This window comes from Paramuribaculum intestinale, assembly GCF_003024925.1.
Classification (GTDB): domain Bacteria; phylum Bacteroidota; class Bacteroidia; order Bacteroidales; family Muribaculaceae; genus Paramuribaculum; species Paramuribaculum intestinale.
In genome coordinates, this window is sequence record NZ_PUED01000058.1 from 1 (window position 1) to 14,144 (window position 14,144).

General features: G+C 47.1%; 16 protein-coding genes. 2 read left to right on the forward strand and 14 right to left on the reverse strand.

What is annotated here, in order from left to right; all coding sequences use genetic code 11:
• Positions 1–194: 194 nt before the first annotated feature.
• Complete coding sequence (locus C5O24_RS05910; protein ID WP_107036489.1) at positions 195–1,205, forward strand: cyclic GMP-AMP synthase DncV-like nucleotidyltransferase; 1,011 nt, start codon at positions 195–197, stop codon at positions 1,203–1,205.
• Positions 1,206–1,240: 35 nt separating this feature from the next.
• Positions 1,241–1,690 carry a type II CBASS E2 protein gene (locus tag C5O24_RS05915; RefSeq protein ID WP_133165477.1) on the forward strand — a complete coding sequence of 150 codons (450 nt, stop codon included), beginning with the start codon at positions 1,241–1,243 and terminating at the stop codon, positions 1,688–1,690.
• Positions 1,691–1,753: 63 nt separating this feature from the next.
• On the opposite strand, the gene C5O24_RS05920 is transcribed toward C5O24_RS05915, so the two are convergent.
• The 14 genes from C5O24_RS05920 to C5O24_RS05985 form a co-directional block, all read right to left on the reverse strand.
• A complete protein-coding gene (locus tag C5O24_RS05920; protein ID WP_107036487.1) occupies positions 1,754–2,179 on the reverse strand; it encodes a hypothetical protein in 426 nt (141 codons plus the stop codon).
• Complete coding sequence (locus C5O24_RS05925; RefSeq protein ID WP_107036486.1) at positions 2,176–2,850, reverse strand: hypothetical protein; 675 nt, start codon at positions 2,848–2,850, stop codon at positions 2,176–2,178. Before C5O24_RS05925 ends, C5O24_RS05920 begins: the two co-directional genes overlap by 4 nt.
• Positions 2,851–2,868: 18 nt before the next feature.
• Positions 2,869–3,861, reverse strand: coding sequence for a relaxase/mobilization nuclease domain-containing protein (locus tag C5O24_RS05930; protein WP_107036485.1), 993 nt, complete (start codon positions 3,859–3,861; stop codon positions 2,869–2,871).
• Positions 3,842–4,210 (reverse strand): plasmid mobilization protein, encoded by a 369-nt coding sequence (locus tag C5O24_RS05935; protein WP_107036484.1) that lies wholly within the window; start codon positions 4,208–4,210, stop codon positions 3,842–3,844. The genes C5O24_RS05930 and C5O24_RS05935 overlap by 20 nt, the downstream gene beginning before the upstream one ends.
• Positions 4,211–4,406: 196 nt before the next feature.
• Positions 4,407–4,844, reverse strand: coding sequence for a DUF3408 domain-containing protein (locus C5O24_RS05940; RefSeq protein ID WP_107036483.1), 438 nt, complete (start codon positions 4,842–4,844; stop codon positions 4,407–4,409).
• A 134-nt stretch (positions 4,845–4,978) separates the two neighbouring features.
• Positions 4,979–6,391, reverse strand: a complete 1,413-nt coding sequence (locus C5O24_RS05945) for a DUF3987 domain-containing protein (protein ID WP_107036513.1) — start codon at positions 6,389–6,391, stop codon at positions 4,979–4,981.
• Positions 6,392–6,396: 5 nt separating this feature from the next.
• Positions 6,397–6,783, reverse strand: a complete 387-nt coding sequence (locus tag C5O24_RS05950; protein ID WP_107681574.1) for a helix-turn-helix transcriptional regulator — start codon at positions 6,781–6,783, stop codon at positions 6,397–6,399.
• A 351-nt stretch (positions 6,784–7,134) separates the two neighbouring features.
• Positions 7,135–8,457, reverse strand: a complete 1,323-nt coding sequence (locus C5O24_RS05955) for a hypothetical protein (RefSeq protein ID WP_107036481.1) — start codon at positions 8,455–8,457, stop codon at positions 7,135–7,137.
• A 148-nt stretch (positions 8,458–8,605) separates the two neighbouring features.
• Entirely contained in the window at positions 8,606–8,917 is a 312-nt protein-coding gene (locus C5O24_RS05960) for a helix-turn-helix domain-containing protein (RefSeq protein ID WP_107036480.1), read from the reverse strand.
• The gene (locus C5O24_RS05965; protein WP_107036479.1) at positions 8,910–9,254 is read right to left on the reverse strand and encodes a type II toxin-antitoxin system RelE/ParE family toxin; all 345 of its coding nucleotides are present in this window, start codon (positions 9,252–9,254) and stop codon (positions 8,910–8,912) included. Before C5O24_RS05965 ends, C5O24_RS05960 begins: the two co-directional genes overlap by 8 nt.
• 60 nt (positions 9,255–9,314) lie before the next feature.
• Positions 9,315–10,424 carry a tyrosine-type recombinase/integrase gene (locus C5O24_RS05970; protein WP_107036478.1) on the reverse strand — a complete coding sequence of 370 codons (1,110 nt, stop codon included), beginning with the start codon at positions 10,422–10,424 and terminating at the stop codon, positions 9,315–9,317.
• Positions 10,425–10,489: 65 nt separating this feature from the next.
• A complete protein-coding gene (locus C5O24_RS05975) occupies positions 10,490–11,446 on the reverse strand; it encodes a helix-turn-helix domain-containing protein (protein ID WP_237613041.1) in 957 nt (318 codons plus the stop codon).
• A 205-nt stretch (positions 11,447–11,651) separates the two neighbouring features.
• Complete coding sequence (gene mnmE, locus C5O24_RS05980) at positions 11,652–13,034, reverse strand: tRNA uridine-5-carboxymethylaminomethyl(34) synthesis GTPase MnmE (protein WP_107036477.1); 1,383 nt, start codon at positions 13,032–13,034, stop codon at positions 11,652–11,654.
• Entirely contained in the window at positions 13,031–13,915 is an 885-nt protein-coding gene (locus C5O24_RS05985) for a DNA/RNA non-specific endonuclease (RefSeq protein WP_107036476.1), read from the reverse strand. The genes mnmE and C5O24_RS05985 overlap by 4 nt, the downstream gene beginning before the upstream one ends.
• Positions 13,916–14,144: the final 229 nt, after the last annotated feature.

Sequence of the window (14,144 nt, forward strand, 5' to 3'; positions counted from 1 at the left end):
ATTTACCTATTTTAGGTTGCAACACCAATTCTCCGAAAATGAACGCATAACACTTGATTCCACTTCAACGACCACAATCAGAAAGATGCTTCATGCTGGTCACCTACTTTATCGTGATAATTGTTGCACAATAAAAACAATCTTTACAACAACAGAAAAACAAGAATTTAAACCCCATTACACATTTTCATAACATGGCAAATTGTCAAAAATTGTTTGATGAGTTTCTTGAGAAACTCGACATAGTGGATTCAAAAACCACAAGCATGAGAACTTCCAAGGATAATCTCAAAGATAAAATCGTGTCGTATTTTCAGAAGAATCATTCTGAGTACACCCCTGAGTTCTTTATTCAAGGGTCATATAAAATGGGCACATCGATACGCACAAAGGATGACGAATGCGATCTGGATCTTGGCGTCTATATAAAGCCTAAGCCTGATGTCTCGGCTGCAACTCTGCAACAATGGGTTTTCGATGCTGTGGACGGTACTACTTCGGCAACTCCATCCAAGAAGAATAAATGTATACGAATTAAGTATTCCGCAGGTTACCATATTGATTTGCCTATCTATCGTAAAGATAAAACAGGAGATGAGATCCCTGAACTTGCAATCAAAAGCGTGGGTTTTGAGAAAAGTGATGCCAAAGGAATCGTCGAATGGTTTAATGGTAAAAAGAAAGACAACTCACAACTTGTCCATCTTATCAAATACCTTAAGGCATGGGCGGACAATATTCGTGAATCCATGCCACCGGGACTCGCTTGGACCATCATGACAGTAAAGAACCAAAAGAAAAAGGACGGCAGAGACGATATAGCGTTACGTGATACTCTCAAGGAAATACTCTCATCCTTGGAAGATAGGTTCGAATGTAAAGTTCCTGCAGAACCATTTGATGATATATTTGACAATTACTCCGACGACAAAAAGAATAAAATCAAGGAGTACCTCCAAAAATTCATAGATGATGCAACCAAGGCAATAAATGAACCGAATGAAAAGAAAGCTAGCCGAATTTGGCAAAAACATCTCGGTTCGAGATTCCCAGAAGGTGAAGATAAGGATAATGAAACCCAATCGAAGCTTAACGCTCTTCGCGACTCGATTCTTTCGAAAACAGCGAGAGTAGGTACTACTGGAGCATTCGGAGCCTTGACAACCGGAGTCGCAGGTGCAACTCATACTAACTTTGGCGATTAATGGGAAAATTTCATGGGAATCGGATAGTTAGCAATATGAGCATATACGCAGCACGTATAAAATATGAGGCTAAACTGCTCAATGCTCACTATGATAAATCTTTTGTTTCCACGTCTTTCTATGGCATGCGACAGTCGCCTAAATTGATATGTAATTTACACTTCAACATTGTTGGCGTTGATTGTACTGCTAAAATTGTATATAATGGATATGATGCGCCGAAATGCTGGCTTTTATCACCAACATTCGAGAATCCACAGCATATATACAAGAACGATGGTCGATTATGCCTGTATGATCCAGATAACAACGAGTGGAACCGGACTTCTAATATTTTTAACACATTTGTTCCATGGTGTATGGAATGGGTAGTTTTTCAAATGATATATGAAGAAACTGGAGAATGGCAACATCCGGAACGGCATCCAAACGGTCTTTCGGAAAAGGAATTGAAAGCCATACTTCAAAAATTCAATATAACGTAATTTTAAATATTACAACTCCCATATGAATCGCAAGGCTCATATGGGAGTTGTTTGATTAATCGATTACGCGAACTTCATGCAGGGGATGAGGGTGTTGGGGACGGCAACTTCTTTGGTGAAGGTGACGATAGGAGTCTCGACGGCGAGGTGTTTGAACCCGTGACGGGTGCCACGCTCGAAGATGAAGTGGCATAGGGCCCGGAACTCGGTTTCGTCTTGGGCGTTGCCGCTACCGGTCACGAAGTCGGATACGATGATGATGTAATCGGGAAGGTTGTTGTGGCCGTTGCTGTGTTCCCAGATTTTGAGCTGGATGTGGATGTTGCGTCCGAAGTAGCGGAAGGTTGCGCCGACGCAGTTCCAGTCGCAGATTGCATCATCGTAGCTGGCACCGTAGCGCTTAGCGACGTAGATACAGAAGTCATCAAACAGGTCTTTGATACGGTGAGCTGCGATTGTCGAGAGGGTTTTGTTGGTGATGTTTGTCATTTTTTTGAGTTTTGAGATTGTGTGTTGAGTTCGTTGATTTTCTCTTCGAGGCGGTGCTTCTGGTCAAGGGCGCGTGCTGTTTCTTGCACTCTCTCCTCATAGGCTCGGACTTCTGCCTCTATTTGTTTCACCTTCTTCGGGTCGTTAAACCAGCTTTCGATGCTGTCGAGCCCTACTGTTCCGACACCTCCATTCATCAAGATGTAATGGTACTTGATGTCGGATATTCTGCATTGCTCTATGCGCCCTTCCTGCCAGAAGGTCATTGCGAAAAACAAGAGCGTTGAGAATACGGTGAAACCAAGGGTGAGATACCACTGCCATGATTCGCGTGCGATACGGATAGTCTTTTCGACTTTCTGCACAGGAGGATTAGCCCTGAAGTCATCAAACTTTTGGTTGAAGTCATCCTTAAAGTCTGTGATTGAATCGCAGATTTGGTCGGTGGATTGGTTGACAGCTCCCTCGCAGTTTTCAGTTGAAGTTCTAATCGCGTGAGTGTAGAGCACGAGGTTATTGTCCAGTTCATCCTTGAACTTGGCGAGATCATCGGTGGTGGCGCAGTTGAGCTGCGCTTCCTTGATTTCATTGCAGGTGCCGGAGAGTGTACCTAATTCTTCGGCGATGTTACCGAGGAAACCCTCGGTGGGATTTTCATTTTCTTTACTCATTTTTCTTTTTTTGTGGGGTTAAATACTGCGGCCCTTGCGTTTGGCCTTTTTGCGGCGGCGTTCCATCTCGTTGTTCATGGCCTCCTGTTCGGCGTCGTAGCCGGGTCCGAGTTTGAACAGACCACTGAGCCCTTCGGCGAGATTCTCGCCGATTTCAAGTCCGGCTTCTATCACTTTTGATGCTATGCTCGGTTCCGGCTTCGGTGCCCTTGGTGCCGTCGGGCGAGGCACGGCAGGAGTGGCAGATGCCGTTTGAGAACGTCCGTTTTTGTTCTCGTTGAGAATACGGTCGATGTTAGCGAAAGAGAATTTTCTCTTTTTTGCGACCTCCGAAGCTTTGAACTTATGCTTACCTTTCACGAAAGACAGACCTTCGACAATGGTGGTGCCGCGACGGTATTTCTTGCGGAGCGATACACCGCTTTTGGCGAGTTCTCGCTGAAAAGTAGTCCAATCTTTGGCGACTTTCAGTGCATCACGCACGGCGACATACACCTCTTGCTTGGCCTTGTCTCGACCTTTGAGTCGGTGAGTTTTCACCTTGTCGCGCCCCTCCCCGAAGGTCAGTCCGTACTTCAATTTCAGCTCCTTGCAGATGTCATTGCTCCGATAATATTCCCAGCTGTCGCTGACGCATTTGCCGTCATTGCCCACTCTGTTGAACACGATATGGCAGTGAGGATGCTCTTTGTCGAGGTGTCGGGCAATGATGAACTGGGTGTTTTTGATACCCATCCGCTCCATGTATTCAAGGGCGAATTTCACCATTTTTTCATCGGTGAGTATTGCCGAATCCTCGGGAGAATAGGACAGCGAGATGTGGCCTACCCAATGTTGAACACGCTGGTTGAGATGTCGCTGACACTCAAAACCATTGATAATATCCTGAGGTGTGTCGCTCAAAACGCCCTCGGCGTAGAGCAGACGAGCCTCCTTGCCGGGTTCATCCACGGCGAGCGCATAGCGGACACAGCCGCCAAAATCGCTCCCTTTAGTTATGCTTCCAACCATTTGATAAGTTGTTGTAAAGGGTTTTCAATTCCTTGCTGCGGGCCTGCACTTCCCAGCTAACGAGCTTGAAGTCTTTGGTCGCGTTGGCTACCGTAGCAAGCTGATTCAGGTTGTTGCTCATGCTCCCAATCTGACGAAGTATCGCCATATCTTCTGGTGTGGCGAGTGCCGTTATCTTGGCGTTGAGCAGTGCCCGTCGCCAGAAATCCGACAATTTTCTGCCGGCTTTGCGGCAATTTTCAACTACCTGCTGATACTCTTCTTCTGTGAGTCGGACGCTCACAACCCGGAGTTTCTTGGGCTTATCAGCCGCATTCTTTGATGCGGATTTCCTCTTTGTAAAAGTCATATTATGACAGAGTTTTAAGATGAATAAATCAGTTGACTGTGACCATCGGGAGCGTAGTCAGCCACCCGGTAACGGAGGGTGCAAGGTCGGCAAAAGTTTACGTTGCCACTACCTTGCTACCCTACGTTTCTCTCCCGGTAACGCTTCGCGTGGCGCTCCGATGGCTATGCCATTTTCATTATAGTCGCTATGGCGATTAGAACGACTTGCTGATTATTGCGAACCAGCTTCCGTAGTTGTCGGCGTTGCCGTCAAGATGCTCGTTGATGATGTGCTCAACGAAGCTGCTGACGCTGTAGCCCGAACCGCCGAAGATGCGGGCAATCTTGTCCACGCGCTCAAACGTGTCATTGCTGATTGCCACCTGATGCTTGTTGTCCTTTCCGAGTTTAATCGGAGCGAAGAAAGCAGTGCGGTAATCTTCGAGGTCAAGCTTGCGTTGCTTGGCGTTGGGGCGCGACGGTTTGGGTTGAGTGGCCGCGCCAATCTCAGCGGATTGCTGAGTTTCGGGAAAGATAGAATTTTCCATAGAGTTCTCAGTTTTAGAAGGGTTAGACATTTGGGGATTCTTAGGTGCGTCAGTCATTTCAGATGACTGACTAGCGGGATTTTTTGATGTTGCCATATTATTCATTTTTTTTGAGGACTTTCGTCCGGTTAATAATCTTAGTTATGTGAATACCTTGTACTCTTTAGCTATTCGATTGCCCTGTGACATCTCTTATCCGAGGATGACCACTGCGCATAGTTGAGGCGACTATTGAGTGGTCAAACTTCTCCATCGGCAGTAACATTGTTAGTGGAGTAACATGACATCTTACGGTACCATCCTTGGCGGATTCGCTTGAAAAGCGTGTTCAGATTGCGCGTGAGAAACATCTTGAATGTGTGGTCTTTCATTCCGAACCGTTCGGCGGTCTTGATGCCATCGGCAGTTGAGAACTCATCGGCGAGATGGTCATATACGGTGCGGTGTAAGTCGTTCAGTTTCTCCTCGCTGACGCATGTGATTACCGCAAGGGCGTTCTGACGGAAATACTCAGCCAACCGGATAGCGCCATCGACATCATTAACCTCGATCATCTCCGGACTTTGAGTTTCGTCTAAAACTGCCCAGCGAGCCATGCGGAGTATCAGACAGAATCGAAGCACGTAGATCTCAAGTTTGCAAAAGAAGCTGATAACATTATCGCTCATCTCACTGTCGCACAACTCAGCATTGCGATGTTGCCACACATATAGCGATTTCTTTGCTTCGTTGTCAAACCGAATGATTATCGGCTGCGGCTCCTGATTCTCGTTGAGATTACAGGGCACAGATAGAAGTCGGTTGAGGATACGTTCCCAGTCTCGGTCAAGGTCTTCACGCACTTCCTCCTCATTCCATCTCGGTTTGGCGGTTGTCTTGGTCATAGCGAACAGTATGCGGTCGATAAAACCGTTGGCTGCACGTTCACCATTGGCGAGTTCAGTCAGCAGACGTTTCTGAATTGTGCCGACAACCGAGATGAAAGGACATTTGATGAAAATGGAATTCTGAGAGTTCTTGCGGTCTGACATTGTGGTGCTACCATTGAATGCCGACAACCAGAATTGTTCCTCAGACCCATTGTTGTAGCGCGTGAAGTTTTTGAACCAAGAGGCCAATTCATCAACCCAAAGGCAGAGACCTCTCGGATTGTGGGAATGAATAACGCTCAATCCCTCCTGTGTCACGTCCGATACGAGGTAACGCAGACGTTTCGGCTCCTTTGGGAATTGGTCATAACCGGCATTGACTCTCTCCTTGCGGCTCATAGCGATGGCTTCCTGATATGCACGAAACTGTTTTTGGTACTCCTGATTGTTTTTCCAGTCGGCGTTGACCAGTGGGCGCATTGCAAAGTTGAGTGGATGAGATTTGTTTGCTCCGGGACGGCCTACGATTGCCATGTAGATTATGGCTGATTCACGCCAGTTGCGTTTCACTTCCACGCGATGGGTATTTCCGATTGCAACTGAGATAGCCGCAAGCATAGCCGACGCGGTGTAGTCGATAGGGAAGCCGCAACTTGTATGCAGTTCCAGAACTAAGCGTTGCAGTTTTGCCGGAAACACATCAATGGGAAAGTCAGATGCTGTGGCAGAGGTATGACTTGCCAATGCACTGATGACTGTATCGAGAGTAATATTCTTTTCCATAGTCATCAGAAATTATAGCCTCCTCGCGGACGGCGTTTCATGCCTGCGGTGACAGCCGCCACCTGTTCTTCAAAGGAAGGAGCAACGGCGTGTTTGCGTCCGTTTTCGATCCATGCGTATAACTCATCTTCATAAAAGTAGAGGAGCTTGCCGCGCTTGTAGCTCGGAATGGGGTCATTCGGAGCTTTGATTGCGCGGTAGAGGGTCGAAAGTGACTTGCCGATAATCGTGCAAGCCTCTTTCGCGTGAACGATTTTCCGGGAGGGCTTGTGTTGTTTGAAAGGGTTGGCTGCGCCTACCTTTTCAAGTAACTCAAGTACCCGGTCGAGTTTCTCTGAGAGACCGCTTACCACATGTGGCAGCTGGTCGAAGGTGATTGTGGATGTTTCCATATCGAATAATTTCAAGTTTGTTTACGGAAATAAAACCGCACTGAAAGAAAGTGAGTTGTCGGTTAGAAAAATCACTTTTAGAAAACTCAAAATAACCGAGATGTCAAAGCTAACTTATTAGTTGTTAAAATATTTGTCCGGAAAAATGATATGGTTAGAAACTCGATGAAGCAGTTATATTCAAGTGGCGATGCTTTAACTGGAACTCTGATACACGAACATCATCAAACACTCATGAGGTTGTCGTATTAGGTAGCTGGTTTGGCAAAATAGTTGGGTAAGGGTATAAAGAAAGCGGATAACTCTGGATCTGAACCAGTGTTATCCGCAATCAGTATTGGGACGAAATAATTATTTCTTCGATTTACCTTTGTTTTCGACAACCTTCAGGTTGATTGTCTTATAACGTTTGAAATGTTCAAACAATGCATCCATCTGCTCTCGCGACAGGAGGGGTATTTTATCCTTGTCCGGATTTGTGTCCGTAAGTTTTGAATTTATGCTTTGTATTTGAAGATTACTGAAAGGTTCATAGAACACAGTCTTTACAAAGGTTGCAATGACTGGTCCCTTCAATCGGAGAAACTTTCCGATATTGTAGCCGAGATGTTTGAGGTCTTCTTTTGACAGTTGATGTTTTTTCCTGAGTTTTACAGCATTAAATTCTGCTAATGGTGTTTTAGTCCACATTCTGGCGTTGAGGTGCAACTTGTCAAGTTCGTGTGATTCCATGAATCCTTGCATGGTATAAGTGATGTAAGCACAGATGAATGTAACCTGTTCAGTATTGTATAGTTCCTCGTTACGCAGCAGCTTCTCGTAGGCTTCATCGCATTCTTTCTTCTGAGTTATTATTTTCTCCGTGGTCTCCTTGTGCTCGTTATAGAATTTTATCATCTCGTCCAACTGGTGAAGGAAAATAACATCCCCGTTTGCCGTTATGAATACTGTGCTTTCGTATTCTTCAATGGTTGTCGTGCCATCACGGTTGTCTATAACATTCTGTTCCGGCACAGATGCAAAACATCCATACTCATATTCTTCATTTGATTCAATTTTTTCCCTTTTGATGTTGTTCTCATAGTCATATTTCTCTTGCGCAGTCAACCCGCTGATAAAGTCTTGAAATATTGCGTCCTCATCAAAATCTGGACAGTTGTTTTGATATTCATGCTCAAAGAGAATTTCCTCATCGGATAATCCTGCACTGGCATAACCTTCTGAGCCATCGGCAAATCTGATATGGCGTGTGCCATCGTCCATTATATCAATGACTTCATAAGGATGCTCATTAAGATTATTGGAAAATTCGACATCCTCTTCCCAAACTTCACAGTCAGTTGTTGTCGCTTCGGAACAGTAATCCATTTGTTGCGGTTCAGACATCGCAGGAACGGCAATCTGTTCGCCAGATGTCGTTTCGGCGATTACAACGGCTTCCTTGCGACGGAAGAAATTGGAGATGGTGCGGGAAAAATCTTCAATAACGGATTGTAATCCGAGGTATAAACCAACGAGAAGAATGAAGATGACACCGAAAAGAACATTTCCGGTAAAGGTATCGGTGCCAAACCGATAGATGGCAGCGTGACGAACGAGCAGAGCGAGAAGTCCGGTTCCGGCTATTACAGCACTCCAGAGAATAATCGTGTCCCGGTTTGGGGCATTTTTCATATTGGGTGGGGTGTTAAATGATTAAACATCTATAAAGACAATTTAACCCCTCCGATTGTTCGCATCCAAAATGTTAAAGCGATACCAAATGAAGAATGGAGACCACATCAGTGACCTCCATTCAATAGCATAGTTGTAAAGTATCCTGTTAGAGGATTGTCAGCGATACTCGTCGGCCTAATCCCTCGAAGATTCGGAAAAGGGTACTTAGTTGGATATCAGACTTTCCATTCTCCAAGCGAGAGATATATGTCTTTTTGGTGCCAATTCGTTCTGCAAGTTGTTCTTGGGTAAGTCCGGCGCGAAGCCGTTCCTCTTTAAGTGTCTCTGCAAGACAGAAAGCCGCAGCATCAGCATCAAACTGGTCGCGCTCAGGTGTTCCGGGATTTCCGTATTCGGCATCGAGAAGTTCGTCGAAAGTCCGAGCCTTCATTATTGCTTCTTTCTTGACTTTATCCATTTTCTTTCTCTTTAAAATATTCTTTCATAATCTTTTTTGCTCGCTCCAACTGTAACGGTGGCGTCTTTTGTGTTTTCTTTTGGAATCCATTGAACAGAATCACCAATGAACCCTCATCGAAACAGCAGAATATGCGAAATATGTTGCTTCCGACCTCGACTCGAATCTCATATAGACCATCCGTATTTTCCATGCTCCGGAGTATTGTTTTCGGAACTCGGTCAACACTGCGGACGACATTTAGGCAGTAGTTAATCTTTCTTCTTACTGCATCTGTCTGAGCCACATAAAACTCGTTGAAGTAGTCTTTGTATATTTTTATCGTTCTATTAGCCATACTCAATTATACAACTGCAAAGTTAACTAAAAAGTTTACTCCATCCAAATTCTGATGGATTTATTTCAACGTAATGCTGTTGGCGGCGTCACGTTTCTTTTGATTTACGACTTCGGCGTAAATCTGGGTCGTGGCGACGTTTTTGTGGGTGAGCATCTTTGAGACTGTGTAGATGTCGGTGCCATTGGTTATCAGCAGCGTTGCGTAGGTGTGGCGCAGACCGTGGAAGGTGATTTTCTTGGTGATTCCGGCGGCTTTCAGCCAACTCTTGAATGGCTCGCGGGTATGGGCACGACTCAATCCTTTGAATACGAGTCCACGGTTCGGCTCTCCGCAATATGATAATGCTTCCTCGTTAAGAGGAAGGGTTGCCTGTGTCTTGGTTTTCTGAGTGCAGATGCGCATACAGTGGCCGCCATCAGGTGATACTTCGATATTGTCCCATTTCAACTGGAGGATGTCGCTGATTCGCAAGCCGGTGAGACAAGCAAACAGCGATGCTCGTTTCAGTACATCTACTTTGCAGGGTGTGGTAGCAAGTCTTCTGATTTCCTCAATTTCAAGGAAGTTGATTTTCGGCTCCTCCCAGTCGATGGATTCCAGATGGTCGTTGATATTCTCATTGAGCAGTCCCTCTCTGTATGCCATTTTGAGCAGGGCGCGGAATGTTGACCAATATCCGGCGGCGGAGTTGGTGGCGATTTTAGCATACTTCTTTTTCTTGACGCGCAGACTGAGGATGTGGCTCCGGAAGTCGTTGCATAAGCCGATGGTCACATCTTTCACGAGGCAACGCCCATTGGTGAACTCGCAGAAATGCTTATATACAATCTCCCACTTTTGATATTTCGACTTAGCCTTGTCCTCGAAGTAGGCGAGGAAGTCGGCATGTTTCTTGGTCTTGTCGATGAAGCCGAACTCCTCATTGATGATTGCCATCTCGCGTTGTGCACGTATGCCACGCGCCTTTATTAAGATGGCTTCGTTGTAGTCCATCTCGAATTTATCCTGCGGTTCGGCAATGAGATACAGACCGAGGAATTCACGGCGCGACATTTTTTTGATATTCGGATTCCAGATAGGTGGGTAGAAGTCGAGGTAGAGCGACAATTTGCCGCTTTTTAGTTTCTCCTGACGAAGAGTGACTTTAGAGATACTTGATGCTTTCATATTCGTTTTTCTGATTATAATTCACAAATGTAGATGGTGGTTGTTCGGTGACCAAAATCACCGGATTATAACTGAATCTTAGGATTGAATAACTCGGCTAACTCTCTGGCGTTCAGTTTAACATACTTTCCACAGCGGAGTTTGGTTATCTTATATGTCTTGACGTAGTGATACAACTGGTCACGAGTCAGAGAGTATTTCTCCATGGCATCAGCAACCGAAATAAACTCAACATCCTCGGCCGACTTCGCACCTTTGGCAACATCGAAATGATATTTGGAGTAATACACCTTCGGCCCATCCTTACGTTTTGGAATACCGACCTTAGATACCAGCGAATAGATTGCCGACAGCGTCATACCATATTTCTGTTGAATATCCTCGACCGAATACCACTCCGTGATTTCCGGATTCTCATTCCTTGCCGAGAAAAGCCGGTTAATATGCGCCTTGCTGAAATAAGCCTTTCCCCGGAGAATAGTCTTCGGCACATTATTTTCGGCCACTACCTTATATATCCATGAATCCTTCACGCCAAACTTCTCCCGAATCTCAGCGCGGGTATAAAATTCCGTGATGGTTTTGTCTGTCCTTTCAACAGATACTTGATTTTCTTCTCTCGGAGGAAGAAAGTCGAACATAGCCAACAGGTCAGCTTTGCTAATGAGAGTCTTTCTGTCAAACCTATTGACCTTTATTTTTCCGGCACGAATATATCGGTATACAGACATACGACCAATACCGAGCAGTTCGGCGGCTTGGGTAGGTGTCAGGAAATCCTTATTTCGCCACTTACTGCCGTTGCCGGATTGTAGCTTCGTTTCCTGATTAGACAGAGCGATCTTTCTCTGTCGCATTCTCTCCTTGTAGGAGTGTTCTGAACAACGCTTCGAGCAGAAGCGTGTTACGGTAGTCTGGGCGGTGAACTTGTTGCCACACCACTCACAAACTTTCTCGATTTTAATGTTACTACTCATATCATACGTGTTGATTTCACCAATTTTTGTATCGTGGCGTATCACAACGTACCGTGACGTACCACATCCTCCACCACCTTGCTGACGCTTGGGGTGGAGATGGTCAACGACGTACAATATCCGTACAAATAAGTGCGTAAAAACGCCTAATACTGACCGTTATCAGCATTAGGCGTTATGCGATGTCTTCAAGTTTTTCCGCTCAATGACAGTCAATTATCGTCATTGTATTTCATTGTGTATCAATGAATTATTTACCGATGCAGAAGCGGCTGAAGATTGTTGAGAGAATTTCGGGGGTGGTGATGTCGCCGGTGATTTCGCCGAGGTGATGCAGGGTCTGGCGGAGATCTTCGGCAATAAGTACTCCCGACAGGTCGGCAGAAAGACCGTCAATCACGTGCGTAATGGATTCCATGGCCAGCGTAAGAGCCTCGTAGTGACGGGCGTTGCTTACTACTATGTCGTTCAGAGCCGGTCGGTCGGCGAGTTCCAGAAGTTGCTGACGCAGTGTGTCGACGCCGCTGCCATGCAGTGCCGATAGTTCGATAATGCGTGCGTTCGGAGTCATCGATTGCACGGCCAGTCTGTGCGGGGCGGCTGTGCCGCTGTCGCATTTGTTCAACGCTACGACGATCAGTGTGTCATCGGATTTTTCTTGTTCTACCCGTCGCAGGATCTGTCCTGTATCGTCCGGATGCGTTGTAGTGTCGATTACTGCTATGGCTATCCGTGCCTGCCTGAGGGCTTTTAGTGAACGCTCTATGCCGAGAGCCTCTATGGTGTCGTCAGTCGTGCGTATGCCGGCTGTATCAACGAGCCTGAATTCCATGCCGTCGATCCTGACGGTGTCCTCGATCGTGTCGCGTGTGGTGCCCGGAATGTCGCTCACTATCGCCCGATCGTCTTCAAGCAGAGCGTTTATGAGTGTGGATTTGCCGGCATTTGTGTTGCCTACGATTGCCACCGGTATCCCTTCTTTGATGGCTTTGCCTTTCGAGAATGAGGCGGCGAGTGTCGCAACCTCTTTTTTGACGTTATGGGCGATGTCGAGCAGGCGTGTCCGTGAGGCGAACTCCACGTCCTCTTCCGAAAAATCAAGTTCCAGTTCGAGCAGTGCTGAAAGGTCGAGCAGCTGAGAGCGTAGTTCGCCAAGACGTCGTGATATCCCGCCGCGCATCTGTTGCGCGGCTATTCGGTGGCTCTCTTTAGAGGTGGAGGCTATGACGTCGGCCACAGCTTCGGCCTGTGCCAGATCCATTTTGCCGCTTGCAAAGGCTCGACGGGTGAATTCGCCAGGTTGTGCCATGCGGCATCCGCAGTCGATAAGCAACCGTAGTATCTCGCTTTGGATCCACGTCGATCCATGTACGGAAAATTCAACAGTGTCCTCGCCCGTAAACGAATGCGGAGCGTGCATCACCATAGCCAGAGCTGTGTCGGTTGTGTCGCCTGTCGCCGGGTCGACAATGTCTCCGAGTGTGCTTGTCCGCGCTCTGACGTTGCTGAGCGCCTTCCCTTTCCATATACGTCCGGCTATGCCAATGGCATTCTCACCGCTTATTCTGACCACGGCGATGCCCCCGCATCCGGGCGGGGTGGATATTGCGCATATTGTGTCTGATTCGATCATCGCTTTGCTTTTATATTGCTCCAGAAAGGGAAATCACACTCGGCCTCGACTTTTGTTTCTATCTCGTCGGGCAGACACGCGAAGAAGTCGTGACCCGTCACCCGTTCCACTTCATCGATGCTCACGGCTGCCGACTGCATTCCGCCCTCCACCCGGCCGTTGTCCATGATGAAGCCGATACCTCTCACCGGATTGGCGTATGGGGCGAGCACTACTTTGAAAAAACGTTCCGGCACGGCCACTCTGCTGTCGCCGATATACTCCTTGAGGGTATCGGTCAGCACCGGCCCGCACACTATCAGTATGGCGCTGTCGGCCTTGGCCCATTGCCGGCATTTCTCTTCCAGGCGTTTCCATGCACCGGTGTTGAGGCTTTTCATCTGCGGACAGATGTTAGTCAGAAAAAAGGTCTGGCGCATCGCCTCGTCGCTCCATTTCATGTCGCCCGCGGGAGCCATGTGACCTCTGTCGTAGCCCGAGTAATTGTAGTCCCAGGTTTCGGCACATCCCTCCACGCTCTCGTCGGCCATAAACTTGTTGAAGCGCTTGGCGTGGCCGGTCGTTTCGCTCTCGGTGAGTTCCCAGCTGACCCAGTTGGGAACATGCATCGAAGGGTTGAACGACATTATCATCCCGGCGTATTCCACGTCGACGCCGCGCAGATTCGGATTGGTGACCACTGCAAGCATCTGCTCACCGCCGGGCACGGCTATGGTGTTGTCGGTTTGTCCGGTGGGTTCCGTCGTCCGGCTCTCTCCGGCTGCGTTGGCCTCGTCGCGTGCGCGTATGGCTGAGGCAAACCACATCGCGCCCAATATCACTATCATGACCACGAGCGACTGTGCGCTGCGCCGGCCATTCTTTTTCTTGCGTCTGTTCATAGTCGGAAATATGTGTCGGCAAAGTTACGCATAAATCGCAGCAAATCCATCAGCCCCGGATCATGATTTGCAAGGCAGTCAGCCGAAGCGCCTGAAAGAGTCTTTCCAGAGAGCATTAAATAGAGTTAATTTGTGAAATAAAAGCTTGCGGGGAAAGTTGTTGATTTATAATTTAGCAAAAAGAATCTCTAGCATATCCAAACATAGAACCAACTCTAAAAAAAAAGTA

Excerpts from the sequence above, each read along its gene's own strand:
- C5O24_RS05910 (WP_107036489.1), top strand. The coding sequence starts at position 195 with ATGGCAAATTGTCAAAAATTGTTTGATGAGTTTCTTGAGAAACTCGAC.
- C5O24_RS05915 (WP_133165477.1), top strand. The coding sequence starts at position 1,241 with ATGAGCATATACGCAGCACGTATAAAATATGAGGCTAAACTGCTCAAT.
- C5O24_RS05920 (WP_107036487.1), bottom strand. The coding sequence starts at position 2,179 with ATGACAAACATCACCAACAAAACCCTCTCGACAATCGCAGCTCACCGT.
- C5O24_RS05925 (WP_107036486.1), bottom strand. The coding sequence starts at position 2,850 with ATGAGTAAAGAAAATGAAAATCCCACCGAGGGTTTCCTCGGTAACATC.
- C5O24_RS05930 (WP_107036485.1), bottom strand. The coding sequence starts at position 3,861 with ATGGTTGGAAGCATAACTAAAGGGAGCGATTTTGGCGGCTGTGTCCGC.
- C5O24_RS05935 (WP_107036484.1), bottom strand. The coding sequence starts at position 4,210 with ATGACTTTTACAAAGAGGAAATCCGCATCAAAGAATGCGGCTGATAAG.
- C5O24_RS05940 (WP_107036483.1), bottom strand. The coding sequence starts at position 4,844 with ATGAATAATATGGCAACATCAAAAAATCCCGCTAGTCAGTCATCTGAA.
- C5O24_RS05945 (WP_107036513.1), bottom strand. The coding sequence starts at position 6,391 with ATGGAAAAGAATATTACTCTCGATACAGTCATCAGTGCATTGGCAAGT.
- C5O24_RS05950 (WP_107681574.1), bottom strand. The coding sequence starts at position 6,783 with ATGGAAACATCCACAATCACCTTCGACCAGCTGCCACATGTGGTAAGC.
- C5O24_RS05955 (WP_107036481.1), bottom strand. The coding sequence starts at position 8,457 with ATGAAAAATGCCCCAAACCGGGACACGATTATTCTCTGGAGTGCTGTA.
- C5O24_RS05960 (WP_107036480.1), bottom strand. The coding sequence starts at position 8,917 with ATGGATAAAGTCAAGAAAGAAGCAATAATGAAGGCTCGGACTTTCGAC.
- C5O24_RS05965 (WP_107036479.1), bottom strand. The coding sequence starts at position 9,254 with ATGGCTAATAGAACGATAAAAATATACAAAGACTACTTCAACGAGTTT.
- C5O24_RS05970 (WP_107036478.1), bottom strand. The coding sequence starts at position 10,424 with ATGAAAGCATCAAGTATCTCTAAAGTCACTCTTCGTCAGGAGAAACTA.
- mnmE (WP_107036477.1), bottom strand. The coding sequence starts at position 13,034 with ATGATCGAATCAGACACAATATGCGCAATATCCACCCCGCCCGGATGC.
- C5O24_RS05985 (WP_107036476.1), bottom strand. The coding sequence starts at position 13,915 with ATGAACAGACGCAAGAAAAAGAATGGCCGGCGCAGCGCACAGTCGCTC.